At 41.7% G+C, this 14920-nt stretch carries 14 protein-coding genes; 8 read left to right on the forward strand and 6 right to left on the reverse strand.

Annotated elements, in window-relative coordinates:
- Positions 1-3 precede the first annotated feature (3 nt).
- Both LEP1GSC050_RS15445 and LEP1GSC050_RS15450 read left to right on the forward strand, forming a co-directional pair.
- Entirely contained in the window at positions 4-399 is a 396-nt protein-coding gene (locus LEP1GSC050_RS15445) for a DUF6285 domain-containing protein (protein WP_010568641.1), read from the forward strand.
- Positions 400-405: 6 nt separating this feature from the next.
- Complete coding sequence (locus LEP1GSC050_RS15450; RefSeq protein WP_010568642.1) at positions 406-1140, forward strand: histidine phosphatase family protein; 735 nt, start codon at positions 406-408, stop codon at positions 1138-1140.
- A gap of 112 nt (positions 1141-1252) precedes the next feature.
- Here the strand turns inward: LEP1GSC050_RS15450 and LEP1GSC050_RS15455 are convergent, their stop codons facing one another.
- Both LEP1GSC050_RS15455 and LEP1GSC050_RS15460 read right to left on the reverse strand, forming a co-directional pair.
- The gene (locus LEP1GSC050_RS15455) at positions 1253-2422 is read right to left on the reverse strand and encodes a PilZ domain-containing protein (RefSeq protein WP_010568643.1); all 1170 of its coding nucleotides are present in this window, start codon (positions 2420-2422) and stop codon (positions 1253-1255) included.
- A gap of 203 nt (positions 2423-2625) precedes the next feature.
- Positions 2626-3795 (reverse strand): esterase/lipase family protein, encoded by a 1170-nt coding sequence (locus LEP1GSC050_RS15460; RefSeq protein ID WP_010568644.1) that lies wholly within the window; start codon positions 3793-3795, stop codon positions 2626-2628.
- Between the two features lie 165 nt (positions 3796-3960).
- On the opposite strand from LEP1GSC050_RS15460, the gene LEP1GSC050_RS15465 reads away from it, so the two are divergent.
- Positions 3961-5853 (forward strand): PAS domain-containing sensor histidine kinase, encoded by a 1893-nt coding sequence (locus LEP1GSC050_RS15465; RefSeq protein ID WP_010568645.1) that lies wholly within the window; start codon positions 3961-3963, stop codon positions 5851-5853.
- Positions 5854-5916: 63 nt separating this feature from the next.
- Positions 5917-6303: a hypothetical protein gene (locus tag LEP1GSC050_RS15470; RefSeq protein ID WP_010568646.1), complete on the forward strand. Its 387-nt coding sequence runs from the start codon at positions 5917-5919 to the stop codon at positions 6301-6303.
- 159 nt (positions 6304-6462) lie between these two features.
- Here the strand turns inward: LEP1GSC050_RS15470 and LEP1GSC050_RS15475 are convergent, their stop codons facing one another.
- The 3 genes from LEP1GSC050_RS15475 to LEP1GSC050_RS15485 form a co-directional block, all read right to left on the reverse strand.
- Entirely contained in the window at positions 6463-7080 is a 618-nt protein-coding gene (locus LEP1GSC050_RS15475; protein ID WP_010568647.1) for a glutathione S-transferase family protein, read from the reverse strand.
- 100 nt (positions 7081-7180) lie between these two features.
- Positions 7181-7615 carry an MAPEG family protein gene (locus LEP1GSC050_RS15480; RefSeq protein ID WP_010568648.1) on the reverse strand — a complete coding sequence of 145 codons (435 nt, stop codon included), beginning with the start codon at positions 7613-7615 and terminating at the stop codon, positions 7181-7183.
- Positions 7616-7664: 49 nt separating this feature from the next.
- On the reverse strand, positions 7665-8264 hold the full coding sequence (locus LEP1GSC050_RS15485) for a PaaI family thioesterase (RefSeq protein WP_020987531.1): 600 nt from the start codon (positions 8262-8264) through the stop codon (positions 7665-7667).
- A gap of 259 nt (positions 8265-8523) precedes the next feature.
- Here LEP1GSC050_RS15485 and LEP1GSC050_RS15490 point away from each other — a divergent pair, with 259 nt between their 5' ends.
- The 3 genes from LEP1GSC050_RS15490 (at position 8524) to LEP1GSC050_RS15500 (ending at position 11203) form a co-directional block, all read left to right on the forward strand.
- Positions 8524-9555 (forward strand): zinc-binding dehydrogenase, encoded by a 1032-nt coding sequence (locus LEP1GSC050_RS15490; protein ID WP_010568650.1) that lies wholly within the window; start codon positions 8524-8526, stop codon positions 9553-9555.
- 104 nt (positions 9556-9659) lie between these two features.
- Complete coding sequence (locus LEP1GSC050_RS15495; RefSeq protein ID WP_010568651.1) at positions 9660-10427, forward strand: hypothetical protein; 768 nt, start codon at positions 9660-9662, stop codon at positions 10425-10427.
- A gap of 17 nt (positions 10428-10444) precedes the next feature.
- Entirely contained in the window at positions 10445-11203 is a 759-nt protein-coding gene (locus LEP1GSC050_RS15500; RefSeq protein WP_010568652.1) for a hypothetical protein, read from the forward strand.
- A gap of 8 nt (positions 11204-11211) precedes the next feature.
- On the opposite strand, the gene LEP1GSC050_RS15505 is transcribed toward LEP1GSC050_RS15500, so the two are convergent.
- On the reverse strand, positions 11212-12924 hold the full coding sequence (locus LEP1GSC050_RS15505) for a HAMP domain-containing methyl-accepting chemotaxis protein (protein WP_010568653.1): 1713 nt from the start codon (positions 12922-12924) through the stop codon (positions 11212-11214).
- Positions 12925-13384: 460 nt separating this feature from the next.
- On the opposite strand from LEP1GSC050_RS15505, the gene LEP1GSC050_RS15510 reads away from it, so the two are divergent.
- A complete protein-coding gene (locus LEP1GSC050_RS15510; protein ID WP_010568654.1) occupies positions 13385-14872 on the forward strand; it encodes a hypothetical protein in 1488 nt (495 codons plus the stop codon).
- Positions 14873-14920: the final 48 nt, after the last annotated feature.

Consider the following 14920-nt stretch of genomic DNA (forward strand, 5'->3'; position numbering starts at 1 on the left):
TTTATGCAAGATAAACCTACTAGTACGGAATTATTGGAAGCGATCCAGGATTTTTTGATGAAGGAAGTTCTTCCCGAATTTCGCGATAAGGACTTACTCTCATACAAAACGTTAGTCAGTTGGAATATGTTAGGCGTGGTTTCCCGGGAAATTCGTTCGGGAGAAGAGTTGCTTGATAAGGAACTTTCTCGGTTGGCTAAGCTGCTAAAAAAGGACGGAAAATTTCCGTCTACGCTGAACGAAAAAAAGAAGCTCGCCTCCGGTTGGAATTTAGAATTGCGAGACTTGATTCGAAAAGAAAAGAAAACGATCGACGATCGTTCTTATTGGGAGCACGTAAAGGAATCCGTGAGGGAAAAGGTGGAAGTAACTAATCCTCGTTTTACGACGGAAGCATAACGGGCTATGTCGATAGTCTATCTCGTACGCCATGGCCAGGCAAATTCTCAAGGAGAGGATTACGATTTATTAACTCCACACGGAAAACAGCAGTCGTTTCAATTAGGAAAGTTTATGGCGGAAAACGGAGATATTCCCGACCGAATAGTCACCGGAACTATGCGTCGTCATAAGGAAACTGCCGCTTCCTTTTTAGAGGGGGTATCTTCCGTTATAGGTGAGAACTCTCAGTTTATGCAGGACTTATTTCGGCAAGGAGATGGAGGTTGGAACGAGTTTAGCCCGATGCTCTGGAGTTCCTACGCGAAAATACTCTCGTCCAGGGATCCGGATTTTGAGCGATCGCTAACCCAATTTTCAAAGGTCCGATTGAGGGGTGGAATTCGTTCTGCCGCTTTATTTTTTAAGTTAACCGAAGAGATCCTAAGAACATGGAGAGACGGAAAAGAAACTCCGTCGGGAATCGAATCGTACAATGTTTTCGAATCCAGAGTGCTTCAATCTTGCGATGCTTGTTTTTCGCCGTCGAATAAGGAAAGGGTTTTTATTTTCACTTCCGGTACGCCGATTTCACTCGTTTTAAAGCGCCTTTTAAGGCAGGAGGAGGACGGGTTTGCCTGGATGCCCTGGATTTGGAATACTTCTGTCAGTACGTTTCGGTGGGTTCGGAGTCGGTATTTACCCGTTTCGATTAACAACGTTCCTCACTTGCCGGAAAAGAATAGTCGAACTCTTTTTTAGAAATTGCAAGTATTAGAAATTTTGCCGTTCTAAGAAGTGACCGAAATTTCGGAATAAGTCAGTATTTTAGTTTTATAGAATATACTAACTTATCATTAGGCGGAGCTGCATTTCAGGAGGCACGTAAGCTCATTAGTCTTTTATACTGTTGGCTCAATACGTCTAAGTTTTTCTCTAATCTTTTTCTTTCGACTTCTTTGATCGCCTGGTTCTCAAATTCCAGTCCCAGATATAAATAACCTTTTTCGTCCTTATTCCACCACCGAATTGTTGCAGTGACCGGAAGCGGTTTTTGGCGTTTGAACAGGATATCCAATTCGAGCTTTTGTCTTTTGGGTAAGGTTTCGATCAATTTCCTTTCCTGAATTCTAATGCACATACCTGTACGTGAAATATCCATAATTTTGTACGAAGCCGTAGTTCGAAAAGTATTCCAGCTTCTTATAATATCCACGATTTCTTCCGCGAAAGATCGTAGCTCGGGCAACTCTTCTTTATCAATTCTACGATCGGAATTTTTTATCCAAATGACTCCTAAGGAAACGGGTTCATTACGATGATCTTTATAGATTATCGGAAGAATTAATTCGGATTTGATACCTTCATCTTTATATCTCTGCATAATCACCGGAAGATGATTGTTTACTTCGCCTTCGAAATTTAGTAGAGATGGATCCTGGGACCGGAAACTTTCGATCTTGGAAGTATCTTCTATGAAAAGGGTCTTCATGGTTTTTCTGACGATTTCTAATTTCGCATCTTGACTCTGTTTAAAAACTTGGACCTTTACGTGCTCGAATCGGCCGTTTTGTAATCGTTCCTGGTATTTTGCGAAAATTTCGTTAACTATATTCGGAATTTTAAACTTCTCGGGATCCGTAAATGATTTGTAAGTAAGAATATTGCTAGCAAATCCGACCTCAACCGGTACAGGCATTCTTTCTTCCTTCCTGGCCGCGGTCGCGATGCCCAAGCCCTTCAGCCTGAAATAATAGTTATAATCCTCCGCCTCTCCTTCGTAAACGCAATCTAATTGAATGTATTTCGAGAACGCTTTGAAAAAGGATAAAGGGTTTCCTTTTGTTAGGCTTATGCCTGTGGGGATGTTGACGAGAATTTTATCTTCATTCTCAAAGCATGCCGTAATTATCGCTTCGAAAAAGAAGGGCTCTTTTTTAATATATAGATTTTGATTTAAAAGGTAGGTATTGATTGCTTGGAATCTTTGTTCGCGATTCGGGAGAAAGTTTAAATCTCGATGATCAATGTGTTGGTAGTCCATTTTCCGTAACTTTAGCAATAAATTTAACGAGTGATTTGCTTCGATTTTTGCTTAAACTTAAGATAGATAGACGAGACACAATGTCGAATTCAGACATCCGAAACTTTGATATTAAGCAAGAGTAGGTTACCTTTTTTAATAAAAAATAAAAGTAACTGTAAGAAAAACGAATTCTTTTACTTAAGAATCGAACGCTAATTTGTTTATAGTTTCGATCCGCTAAATTCCAAAATTTTGGATTGTACTTTAGGATCGTTTAATAATTCGGAATGTCCTAGTTCGGATTCAAAGAGCTCGTACGGTAGCCCTTCCGGCGGCAACGCACTCTCTGCGGTAACTCGGCCATCCCCATTTACTCTTTTGGAAGCGCGGAAATCCCAAGTCCATCCTTGCGCGTCTTTGGAACCCAGTAAAACGCGTAACGTAGGTCGATTCGTAGATCTAATTACCAGGGCCGGCGGATACTTTGTCCCTTTTTTAGGAGACAAGGAATCTCGAAACGACCTCGCTTTATCTAAACGGGTTTGAAACTCGGTTAAGGTAGGGACAGGATTGCAGGATGCAGTTTTACTAAAAACTCCCAACTCATGTTCTTTCCAAAAAGAGGCTTCGAAGAAGCGGGTCGGAAGGGATTCTCCATTCTTATTTTGTAAAACGTCCTTAGTATCAAATGAGGATTCACGAGGAAAGAAAGTATACACGCTGATAAACGAAGACGCGACGCAGGGGCCCATAATTTTTCCGTTCAGTCCGGTTGATTGATCTAAAGTTAAATCTTCCATAAATCCGATTCCGGAGCGAAAAGGGGCGCCTACGAACACCGCTTTAGCAATCAAATCGGGTCGACGGTTTAAAACGCTCAGAGTGAGAGTGCCACCGTTACTATGTCCGATAATGACGGGGGATTTGCCGTCATTGCTTTTCTTTATTTGGGCCAAATAGAGTTCGAGTTGAGAGGAGGTATCTCCGTTATCCTTTCTCCAGTCATAAGGGAAAACATAAGGAATCCAATTTTTTTCGGAGATCATTCGATCCAGCCAAGGCGCGTAAACTTTTACGTCTAATAAGACCGGTATTGCCGTAACTGAACGCAAGACGTCGCCCGGTTGAATTTCATCGTTTTCGCGCAGGATAAGGTCGGGCGAAGAGAATGCGAGAGCTTGCGAAGGGCTTAACCAAACTTTTCCTTTAGAAGAAATTAATTCCGAGCCTTTATATCCCGGGACGAAAACGATCGGAGTCGATTCGGGTAAAATAAGTTCGACAGGTTTTAGGAGTCTCGGACCGCTATGATTTTTTTCTCCTCCCGAACAGGTCAGTAGAGGAAAAGAGAATAAAAGTAGAGACAATAAAACGCGTTTCGCATTTGCCATGAGGGTTAGACTCTCATTATGACAAAAGATTGTCGAATTGATTTTTAAAAAAGAAGTTATTGCCGTTCCCGATCTTCGGAAACGAAAAAAATTAAGCTGGATGCGGACCGAGTGAATGTTAGAGTAAGGTAGAAAGTTCTTAAGGACTCATATCGGACTATTTACGTGGACCGGGAATTAGAGATATTTTACCGCGCAATTTTCGAACAGTCGCCGACAGGTTTTATTCTCTTGAATCGCGAAGGTAAAATCGCGGATGTGAACGAAGCTACTCTTCAAATTCTTAAAGCGACAAGGGCCGATCTAATAGGCGTTTCTTTCTTAAGTTTAAAAGATAAGAATATGATCGCCATCTTGGAGAAATCGCTTTCGGGCAAAACTCAGCAATACGAAGGTCCTTATTTCACGACCGTTTCCAAAATGACCATTCAGATCGCCTTGAGAGCCGCTCCGATCTTTGACTATTTCAATCGCATAAACGGAGTTGTTTTAACTTTCGAAGATATTACAAAAAGAAAAAATACCGAGAAGAAACTCGCAAGGAATCTATCAAAAAGGATCGAGATGCAAAGAGCTCTTAGGGAAAAGGAGCTGAAATTCAGAGCATTATTCGAAGCCGCCGGGGATGCAATTTTTCTAATGGATGAAAGATTCTTTCTAGAATGTAATCGAAAGACGGAAGAAATTTTCGGATGTCAAAAAGAAGATATTATCGGACATTCTCCCGTCGATTTTTCTCCGGAGTTTCAACCTGATGGAACCTTTTCGTTGGAAAAAGCGGCTGACAAGATCAGCTTAGCGTTTGCCGGCAAGCCCCAGACTTTCGAATGGCTTCATTGTAAAAAGGATAGAACGAATTTCGACGCGGAAGTGACTCTTAACTCCGTGACAGTGGGCGGTAAACGTTTATTGCAAGCTATTGTGAGGGATATATCGGAGAGAAAGAAATCCGAAGAGCAAATTCGAAAACTCAACGAAGAATTGGAAATGAAGGTTTTACTTAGAACCGAGCAGCTTAATGCAAGCAATAATTATCTCGAACATACGAATCTAAACTTAAGATCCGCTCTTTTGGAATTAAAATCGACTCAGGCGCAATTGGTCCAGTCGGAAAAAATGGCGGTCCTGGGGCAATTGATCGCCGGCATCGCTCATGAAGTAAATACGCCTTTGGGAGCGATCATATCCTCAAACGAAGGCATCCAAAGTGTCTTTCGGGAAGGATGGGAATCGTTTCTAGCGGAATATTCCCGATTCGACGAAATCGAAAAAAAACTTTGGAGAAATTTATTTTCAAAGGGAAGCATACTTCCCGAATTTTACGACTCGATCGAGGAACGAAGAAAGCGTAAAGCGATCCGCGATCGATTAAAAGCTTCGGGGTTTTCCAAAACTGATTCTTTATCGGATAATCTAGCGGAACTCGGTATTCATCTGGAAGACCTGCCGGAAATCATTAAGGACGTTCCGAAGGAAAGGTTTCATTTCGTAGTCGCAAATGCGGTTCATTTGTCCGGTATTTTCCGACAAAGTAACGTTATTCGAGAGGCTGCACACAAGGCTTCGCAGGTAATCCGCGCATTGAAAACATACGTATATCAGGATCACGCAGGCGCCTCGGAAGTTAATGTTCCGGAGCAGCTCGATTTAGTTCTTACATTATATTATAATAAACTAAAACATGGAGTGGAAATTGTCCGAAAATTTTCGGAACCTTCTTTAGCTTACGGGCAGGCCGATCAATTAACGCAAGTCTGGGCTAACTTGATTAATAATGCCTTCCAAGCGATTTCCTATAAGGGTCGGTTAGAAATCGAAACCCAAAAAGAAGGAAATTATTTGAACGTACTAATTACCGACAATGGTCCTGGCATTCCGCCGGAAATACAGGATAAAATCTTCGAACCCTTTTTTACCACAAAGGCAAAAGGGGAGGGAAGCGGCCTAGGACTTGATATCTGCAGAAAGATTGTGGAAAGTCATAAAGGTAAAATAGAAGTGGAGTCGAGAGTAGGTAAAACTACGTTTAAAGTCATCTTACCTTCCCATCCTAAATGATGAATTTTTATAGACACTTCCTGGGATATAGGTTCATTATTGTGCGATTAGGAGGTTGATGTTTTGAAAAATATCATCGTAAGAGTTTTCTTGTTCGGCTTTTTGGTTTGGCTGATCCCGTTCGTCGTCGCTTTTGGATTTTATACTCCGGAAGGTAAGCTGCAGACGGACATTTTCCTGTTTAAGACTGTGATGATTTTAGTCGGAAATGCGACGGGTTGCTATTTCTTATTTTTACTTTCGAAACGTGTTACTCTTCCCGCATTGAGACCCTTCACAATCATCGGCGTCATTTGGTTATTGGAAAATTTGGGATTGGATATGTTGATTCTTATTCCGATGTCTAAGATGAATTTACCCGATTATTTTATTCAAATCGGACTTAGGTATTTCGTAATTCTCTTCGTTTCCGCTACGGTTGGGGCTGCGATCGACTCTTCCAGACGATAAAATTTCGTCTTCGTTTATCTACCGTATAAGCGAAGCGAAATTCGGTGATGCATCGAATCATTATCTTAAACTACGGTAATCGCTTATCCGACTTGAAACCGTTTTTTACGGAAACGAAGATCGCGTCGGATATCGATTGTAACTTACGGTCTATCGAATTTATTTTTTGACAGGAATATCCTTGCCTTTAACAAAACCCGGGCGTGCTCCTAATTTCTCTAGCCAGTCCTTTATTTTCGGAAACTCATCAATAGAAACTTCGGCCCAAGTATGTCCCGCAACCCAAGGCCAGGTCGCGATGTCCGCGATCGATATTTCTTTACCGGCCAGAAATTCAGACTCGTGCAAGCGGCGCTCCAATACTGAATACAGCCGTTTGGTTTCATTTTGGTATCTTTGGATCGCAAATGGAATTTTTTCGGGTGCCGATCTTAGAAAGAAATTGGCCTGACCTTGCATAGGACCAATGCCCCCCATCTGAAACATCAGCCATTGCATAGCAACCGACCTTTCTTTCGGATCTTTAGACAGGAACTTCCCCGTCTTTTCGGCAAGATAAACCAGTATCGCTCCGGATTCAAAGACTATAAAATCTCCGTTGTCACGATCGACAATCGTAGGAATTCTTCCGTTCGGGTTCATTTTTAAATACCATTCTTCCTTTTGCTCCAATTTGTTCAAGTCGATGGGATGGACCGTATATGGAATTCCTATTTCTTCCAACATTATGGAAACTTTTCGGCCATTCGGCGTGGAAGCCGTATATAAATCGATCAATGGTATTCTCCTCTATACCGGATTAGACTCGATTCGGAGTCGACCGAATTAGCAAAAGATAAACTCGTCTAGAACTCGTTGTCAGAATCGGTTTTTCAACCTAAATACTTGTCAGAACCGAATGAACTATGTGTCCTGAGAGCGCAAACATCACTGCGATTCCTAGGTCGTAAGCCAAATGTCGCCAAGGTTGTGCTTGCTTTAGATAAGCGATCGTATGCGCAATTCTGGAAAAAACAAACAGGGATGCGTAGGCGGCGGTACCTTCCGCCCAAGAATTGAGTAGGATGTAACCGATCAGCAAGAATAAAAAAATCGGAATATTCTCCAAATCGTTTCGGAAGATTTTTTGGACAAGAACTGCAATATGGTTATCTTCTTTGGTGGGTTCGGATTTGGCAAAGAACGCGGCGTCTTCCGCCATCGTAAATGATTTCGTCTTTAAGCGATAATAGCCTTGAATGATCGAGTTTGTTAACAACTTTAAGAAAAGAGCAACTGTCGTAAGCGCATATATTTTCCAAGAATAGTCCATACAATTTCTCCTAATCGTAGATGGGAAACGAATTACGCTTTTGAAACAGTTAAGCGTTTTCGAGCGTTTGCCCTTGTTGCTTTGCTTTTTCCTTCCTTAATCGTTTTCGGATTTCCTTTCCTCGTTTCTGGTTTTCCTCTAAAACTTTCGAGATAGTTTCAACAGGAAACACTGTACCTTGGAACATTCTAGCAAAGACTTTCTCGGGCATATCATACCAACGAGCTTTGGAAGAAAGAAGAAGCTCCCCGGTTTTCTTGAGATGAACCGTTCCTTTCGTGTATAATCTTCTTCTACGAACCATCGTAACCCAACAGCGTACCTCTATCTCCGCGCCTAACGGACAGGCTTTCAGATATCGCATGTACAACTGATCGGTCATTACGAAATGACCTAAATGAAAACAAAGGACTCCTTGAGCTTCGTCCATTAATGTGGCGAGTGCGCCGCCGTGAGTATAACCCGGTGCACCTTCGAATCCTTTTTCCATAACGAAACTAAATCGGACTTCTCCGGTCGGCTCGTGGAAAGGGAAACTTGCATGCAAACCTTTCGGGTTTTCAGGACCGCAACCGAAGCAGTTTTTATGATGCCAATCTTGGCCGTTTTGACTAGCTTTGATTTGTCGATAGAGTTGATCTTCTAACATGAATAGGCTCCGTTTTGCGGAAAATGCGGATTGATACCATGGAAAAACGAGTCCAAACACGGACAAGGAGTAAATCGCTTCCGTTTAAATCATGCAACCTAACGAACAGCGATAAGTCTTATTAAAACGACGGATCGAAAATATCGGTAAACGGTTTCGACGCCAAACGATTTATATGTTCTTTCTTTTTGTGAATGATATTCCCTTGACCTAGCGCTTCGCTCTTCTATTCTACGTAGCGTCGTACTTGGAGTTTGAAATGAAAGCCGCAGTCTTAGAATCCGGAAAAAGATCTTTAGATATCAAGGAAGTTTCCGTTCCGTTGATGGAACCTACCTCCGTCAAAGTGAAAATCAGAGCCTGCGGGATTTGCGGTTCGGATATACATTTGGTTTTACATGGAACGTTAAAGTGCAGCCATTATCCCCAAATTCCGGGACATGAAGCCTCGGGTGTGGTGGAAGAAATCGGAGAAAGCGTTACTAAATTCAAAAAAGGTGATAGAGTTGTGATTGCGGCCGGAACGAGTTGCGGCGAATGCGTTCATTGTCTGAATGGTCGCGAGAATCTCTGCAAGAATCTGGGCGTATTCGGTTTCGATCGAGCAGGAAGCTTTGCGGAATACAATGTCGTGGAAGAAAGATATCTCTATCATTTGCCCGATGCTATTCCGTTCGAGCAAGGAGCGATTCTTGCCGACGCTGTTTCCACGCCGTACAATGCCATCAAGTTTCGCGGTCAGATCGAGGATGGAGATACCGTTGCCATTTTCGGCTGCGGGGGCTTGGGAATTCATGCAGTCGCAATTGCTCGCGCACTTACTAGCGGAAATGTGATCGCGCTGGATGTGGATCGAGGTGCGCTTAACAATGCTCTTGCTTACGGAGCAAACGAGGTGATAAATTTACGCGAAGTCAAAAATGCGGGTAAGACCTTAAAGGAAATCACCAAAGGCGTGGATTTATTGGCCGATTTTTCCGGAAAATATTCAAATATCCAAGAATCTCTTCGTGCAATGAATTCGGGCGGAAGAATGGTTTTAGTAGGAATCGGAAGAGAGCCGTTAACTTTTGCGATTCCATTTTCCATCATCGAAAAACAGATTACGATCGCAGGTTCGTACGGATCCGATCGTAGAGCGATTCCGGAATTAATCGATTTGTATATGCAGGGAAAGCTGAATTTGACTAAGTCTATCACCGACGTTCGCAAGCTGGACGATATTAACGAAGGACTCCGTGATTTGGAAGATCGCAAAGGAAATCCGATACGCTTTATCATTTCTCCCTGATTTTACATTTTTCCCGAGAGAGTTTTTTCGACTTATTTTGAAGAATTGTGTTTTCCCGGAAACGTATCGATTGGGATCGTTACGTATTCAGAAAGGAAAACAGGATGAGAATTTTCCTAGAATTTAAGGATTACCTTTTAACCCTTCGAACCTTTTGGTTTTTTTGGGTAATCAGAGTGATTCTTTCCGCCTACATAAGTTATACTTCGTTTATCATTTTTAGTTCTCTTCTAAATGGTGAGGGAGTCGATCGCTCGAATTTCCTATTTTCATTAGCTCAGACCGTTCAGTTATTCGTTTTAATCGGAACTTTTTTTTTGATTCGAAAGGATATGGATCCAGAAAGTCCGGTAACCATGAAAGAGTTTTTTCTATTTCTACTTCGGGTGATGGGTCTCATACTGATATTAGTTTTATGCTTCGTTATTTTTTCCTTCGTACTTTCCTTATTCGGAGTCGGTGCGACTAGGGACATTCCCGACGAGGCGGTAGGAAAAAAAACGACGATTCAAGCGATTCGAGCTTTTTCGATTATGGTCGTCGTGATTCCGATTATTACGTTTCTATTTTCCGTGCAGGTCGGCGCTTTAAAAGTTTTTCCAGGCTGGACGAATTTACGCGATGCGATAAAGGATCGTGAATTCCTACTCAGTTGGCTACTTACGCTTATCGTCAGTTTGGGGTCGTACGTTTTATCCTTCGCTCTTGCGGGAATTCCAGATGCGTCACAGTTGGAAACGGTTTATGAACATAGCCGAACTGCCGTCGTCGTGTATTCGATCCCAGCGTTATTTTACGAATTCCTTTACGCTCTCCCCGTATTCGCTTATCTTCGGAGCATGGATCGAAAGCGAGCGGAATCGAAACCATAATCGAGGCTTTTGCATAAATGCTTAAACAATATTTTCAATATATCACGAACCTTCGAAAAGTAAGAAACATCATAACTGTTCGATCGTTATTATTAATTTCATCTATGTATATTCAGCCTATGCTGCAAGGAGGAAACGCTTTGGCAGTATTAGCCCTTGCGGCGATTTTTGTCGGGCTAATCGGAACTTACGCGGCAAACGGGTATGAAATTCGTGCAAACATGGAGTCGGATAAACAAACAACGTTAGGAAGCTATCTGAAGTTTTTTTTCCTGATGCTCGTATTTAGTGCGGTTGTCGTCCTTATCGTCGATTTTGCGGCTAGTCCGTTTGTCGGTCCGCAATTAAAACCGTATTTGGAAAGTTACGTTAAGGATCCAAAAACTCCGTTGCCTCCCGAACTTGAAAGGTTATACATTCTGCTTCCATTCGCTATAGGCTTGGTTTTGTTTACTCTAGTTCCGGTGCTGATCGCTAAAATAAGCGTTGTTCAGGGAATTTTGTCTTTCGGAAAATATTTGCGTAGAGCGGATTATATCCAGGCCGCTTGGACGTCCTACTTGGTGTTTTTCGTGCCTTTCTTCGTATTGTACATTCTATCTTCTTTTCCGAATTTCTTATCATCGTTCTTCGGGTTGCTTTTGATCCTGATTGTTATCTTTCTCTCCCTAACGTGGGACCTTATATTACATTTTCCGGTTTTTTATATCGTAAAAAAAATCGAAGCCACGACAGATACGAGTCATGTTCCGGACGGTCCACCAGAATCAGGATAAGCGAAATTTTAGGCCTTTAGAAAACTCATAGTTTCCCTTAAGTTTTTTGCTATATTCAACAAACTGGAAGCACTACTGGCAATTTCTTCGGAATTTGCCGCGCTGCTTTGGATAGTGATCGAAATGCTGGAAACCGCATTTGCCGTCTCGATGATCGCGACTTTTTGTTCTTTAACGGAAACTCTTATCTCGGCGGATTTGGAATCGACCTGACTGACTCCGTCTCGGATAGTTTCCTTCTTTTCCTGTTGGGACTTCATTATCTCGACGATGTTGTCCGATGACTCTTTTACGAATTTCAATCCATCCATGATTCCGACGTAAACTTTGGCCGAGTTTTCTACGAATCCCTTTCCCGATTCTATCTCTTCATTACTTGTTCTAATCAGCTCTTCGATCGTTTTTGTACTGTCGTCAGTCTGTTCCGCTAAACGAGTGATTTCCGAGGCTACGACCGCGAATCCTCTTCCATGATCTCCTGCTCGAGCCGCCTCTATCGCGGCGTTTAAAGCCAACAGATTTACTTTTTCGGAGATTTCCTTGATGATTGCAGTTATCGATCTCATTTCCACGGAGCTGCTTTCTATCTTTCCCATGCTGGTCGATAAATTCCCCATCGTATTCCTACCCGCTTCCACTTTAGAATACATCTCCGAAATTCTTAACAAGGATTCCCGCACTCCGTCGCCGACCCGATTGATAAGCGATTCTAACTCTCTCATTTCTCCGGCAAAAGAAGAAATGGAAGAGTATTGTTCCTCCGCGTTCTTAGTAACCTGCTCCATGCCTGCACTAATCTCTTCTACGGAAGCCGAAATTTCCTCGACCGAGGCTGATTCGGACTGCGCATTTTCAGATAGATAATCGCTTGATTTAGAAAGTTCTTCGGAGGCAATTAATATCGATTCGGAAAAGGAAAAAATGGTCGAAAGCATATTTTTAACTTTCTCCTGAAATTCCCGAAAGGCGATTAAAAGCAGATGCAACTCATCTTTGTTTCGATGATCTTCTTTCACATCGATCGGCCGACTAAAATCGGCGTCTTTGATGGAAGTAGTTACGATTGTAAGTCCTCGCACTAAACGAATAGAGAAAGTAATTGAAGAAATTATAATATATGCGATCGTCGCGATCGAAATCGTCAGGAACACAGTTAAGCTATATTCGTATTCTCGTTCTGCCTTTGCATATATTCTTTCGGTGATTCTTAATTGGACTTTGATTAACATGTCGATCTTTTCGGTTACAGGATCGATTTTAGGATACATCTTACGATCCGCAAATTCATCCAACGCTTGCTTATTTTCCGAGACAAAAATATTCCTGGCTTCCTCGGTCGCTTCATTTGCTCCCGAAAATAGCGGCTTTAATTCTTTTATAATCTCGACTTCTTCGGGGACCAAATTAGTTGCTAAATATGAGTTCCACTCTTCGGTAATTTCCTTTTTGGCTAAATCCAAATTGTCGATTCCTTTTTCATAACTGACGGTTCCACTCCGAACCTTGTGTACGCAGTCCACGATGGAAATCGCATAGTGATCGGAGATCGTCTTTAACTGTTTTAAGGGAACGAGTCGATCATTATGGATCGTTTCGATATCTCTGATTCGCGAGGAGGAATTTATTAGAGATAGAGTTAGGATCACGATGATTGGCAAGAGAAGGGAAGAGAATAAAAGCGTAAGTTTGATTTTTAAACCTAAATGAGAATACCAAGTCATTTTAAAAAACCCTCTCTGCTGAGATTTCGAAATAATCCTTTATCGAATCCGTCACAAGTAGAGCATATTATAGTACCTCTAACTTCCCGCCAGAAATTTTTAGTAGAGTCTCAATTTATCTTCATGTTCTTTATTAATCGCTTAAGCGAAGTGGCAATGGAACAATATACGGTTTTAACTTTCAAAAATTAGCTATTCGATTGATTTTATCTAAACCGACGGCTTAGGGGAAAGTAGAATCGAATGAATATAAGGAATCGAAGATTTAAAATTTTGCCATTGATACGAATTTGTAGAGTTACGTGAAAACTTAGTGTCCGTTTATGTTTAGTTTTCTTCATGAATTCCAGGATTGTAGCGATCGCTATACACTTGACATCCGCCAGTCTCTCGATAAAGTTAGGGAAGCGGCGATTATTCTATTTGGAACAATTGTTTTATAAAAAGGGGAACCGGGATTATGCTCTTTTCAGCCAAGCGAGACGGGAACGATAAGCGGAGCAAAACATATCGTTATTACTTACTACTGTTTCTTCTAATAATTACTGGGTCATTATCGGCTACTTTCTCTTTGCGGGAAATTCCGGACTCGATCGGTCCGGACGGAAGGAATATCTCCCGACAGTTTTTCCAATTTTTAAAAATAGCGGCTCTTAAGAACAAATACGACGGAAGAGCGGTTGAATTTCACAAATATCTCGATAGGTCGTTGGAAAGGTTCGAATTAAAAAATTTATATAATTCGGAGTTCATGCAGAAAGACAACGGAACTCATTTCGTAACCTATAAAGGAAAGTTCGCGCAAGACGGTTATCGAGTCAGCTTAGAACCGATTCGGATGAAGGAGGTACCCATTGCCCAGTTCGGAGATTTTTCCGCAGAGTTTGCAATGAAACACAACTCAAGCCCGAATTATGGAGGGAATTCATATTCGGGAAATTTGGATATTCTAACTCATCTAGGTCCCTTTACTCATAAGCATGGGATCAACGCGATGGATTCGGGATTAAAGTTTTTGGATGCGCACAATCTCGGTTCTATTCATGCTCCTGCTACGGGCTTCTTTCGAAAGATAAAAGATCCCGAGGCCAGAAAAGCCCTGGACGATTTTGCGGCATCTTTTCCGGCACTTGCAAAATTTATGAACTACTATTTCGGTTTAAATTCGCTCGTCAAAGTGAATAAAGACGGGAAAATTCACGGACTTACTGAGTTCTCCTTTGAAGGAAATATAGAACAAACGCTGACGCATGACTTCACGGATTTGGGGGAATATTTAGACGATATTAAATATTTGGGATGGATTAAGGCAAAGCTTACTAATCTACAAGGGAAAACTTTATTAGAATTTGCCATCGAATCCAAAAAGGCCGAGATGAAATTGCGCTTCTTCACCAAGGACGGAAAAGTTATCCCTTTCGACGGTAAGGGCAATTTTTATCCTCAGGATTCGTTTTCTTTAGCCTCTCTAACCGAATTTCCGTTTCTAGTCAAGGCTTCCATCGAGGCGAATTTATACGGACTTTTATTAGAAAACGATGATATTCAACTGTTAGGACGATTTTCTAATACCGCAAATTCGGGCGTACTGAATTTAAAGCTAACCAAGATAGAAAAATTCGAAGTTAGCGGCGCATTTGCCTATTTGGCTCCGAGCTGGGCGATCAATCTTTTTATTCCGGGAAATTTGCAATCCATCATTCATGAATTTACCGAGACACTGGTGAAGGCTAACGGCGGGAAAGGATCTTACTTTGTGCTGCGATGGGATCGGGAAAATTCCCGCACGTTAATGAAAACTCATATTGAAAGCGAGTTTCTGGATAATTTCTTTATTCGCTTTGGACTGAAAATTTGGAACCATAAAGTTCTACCTGACGAAGATGCTCGAGATGATATCCGGAAAGTTTTCGGGAAAATAATGGATTTAGTCATTCAGTCGATTTGAAATTTCGAAAGTCGCGACAATGATCTTCGTACTTCTGCATCGATTATT

Source organism: Leptospira broomii serovar Hurstbridge str. 5399 (assembly GCF_000243715.2).
Taxonomy (GTDB): domain Bacteria; phylum Spirochaetota; class Leptospiria; order Leptospirales; family Leptospiraceae; genus Leptospira_B; species Leptospira_B broomii.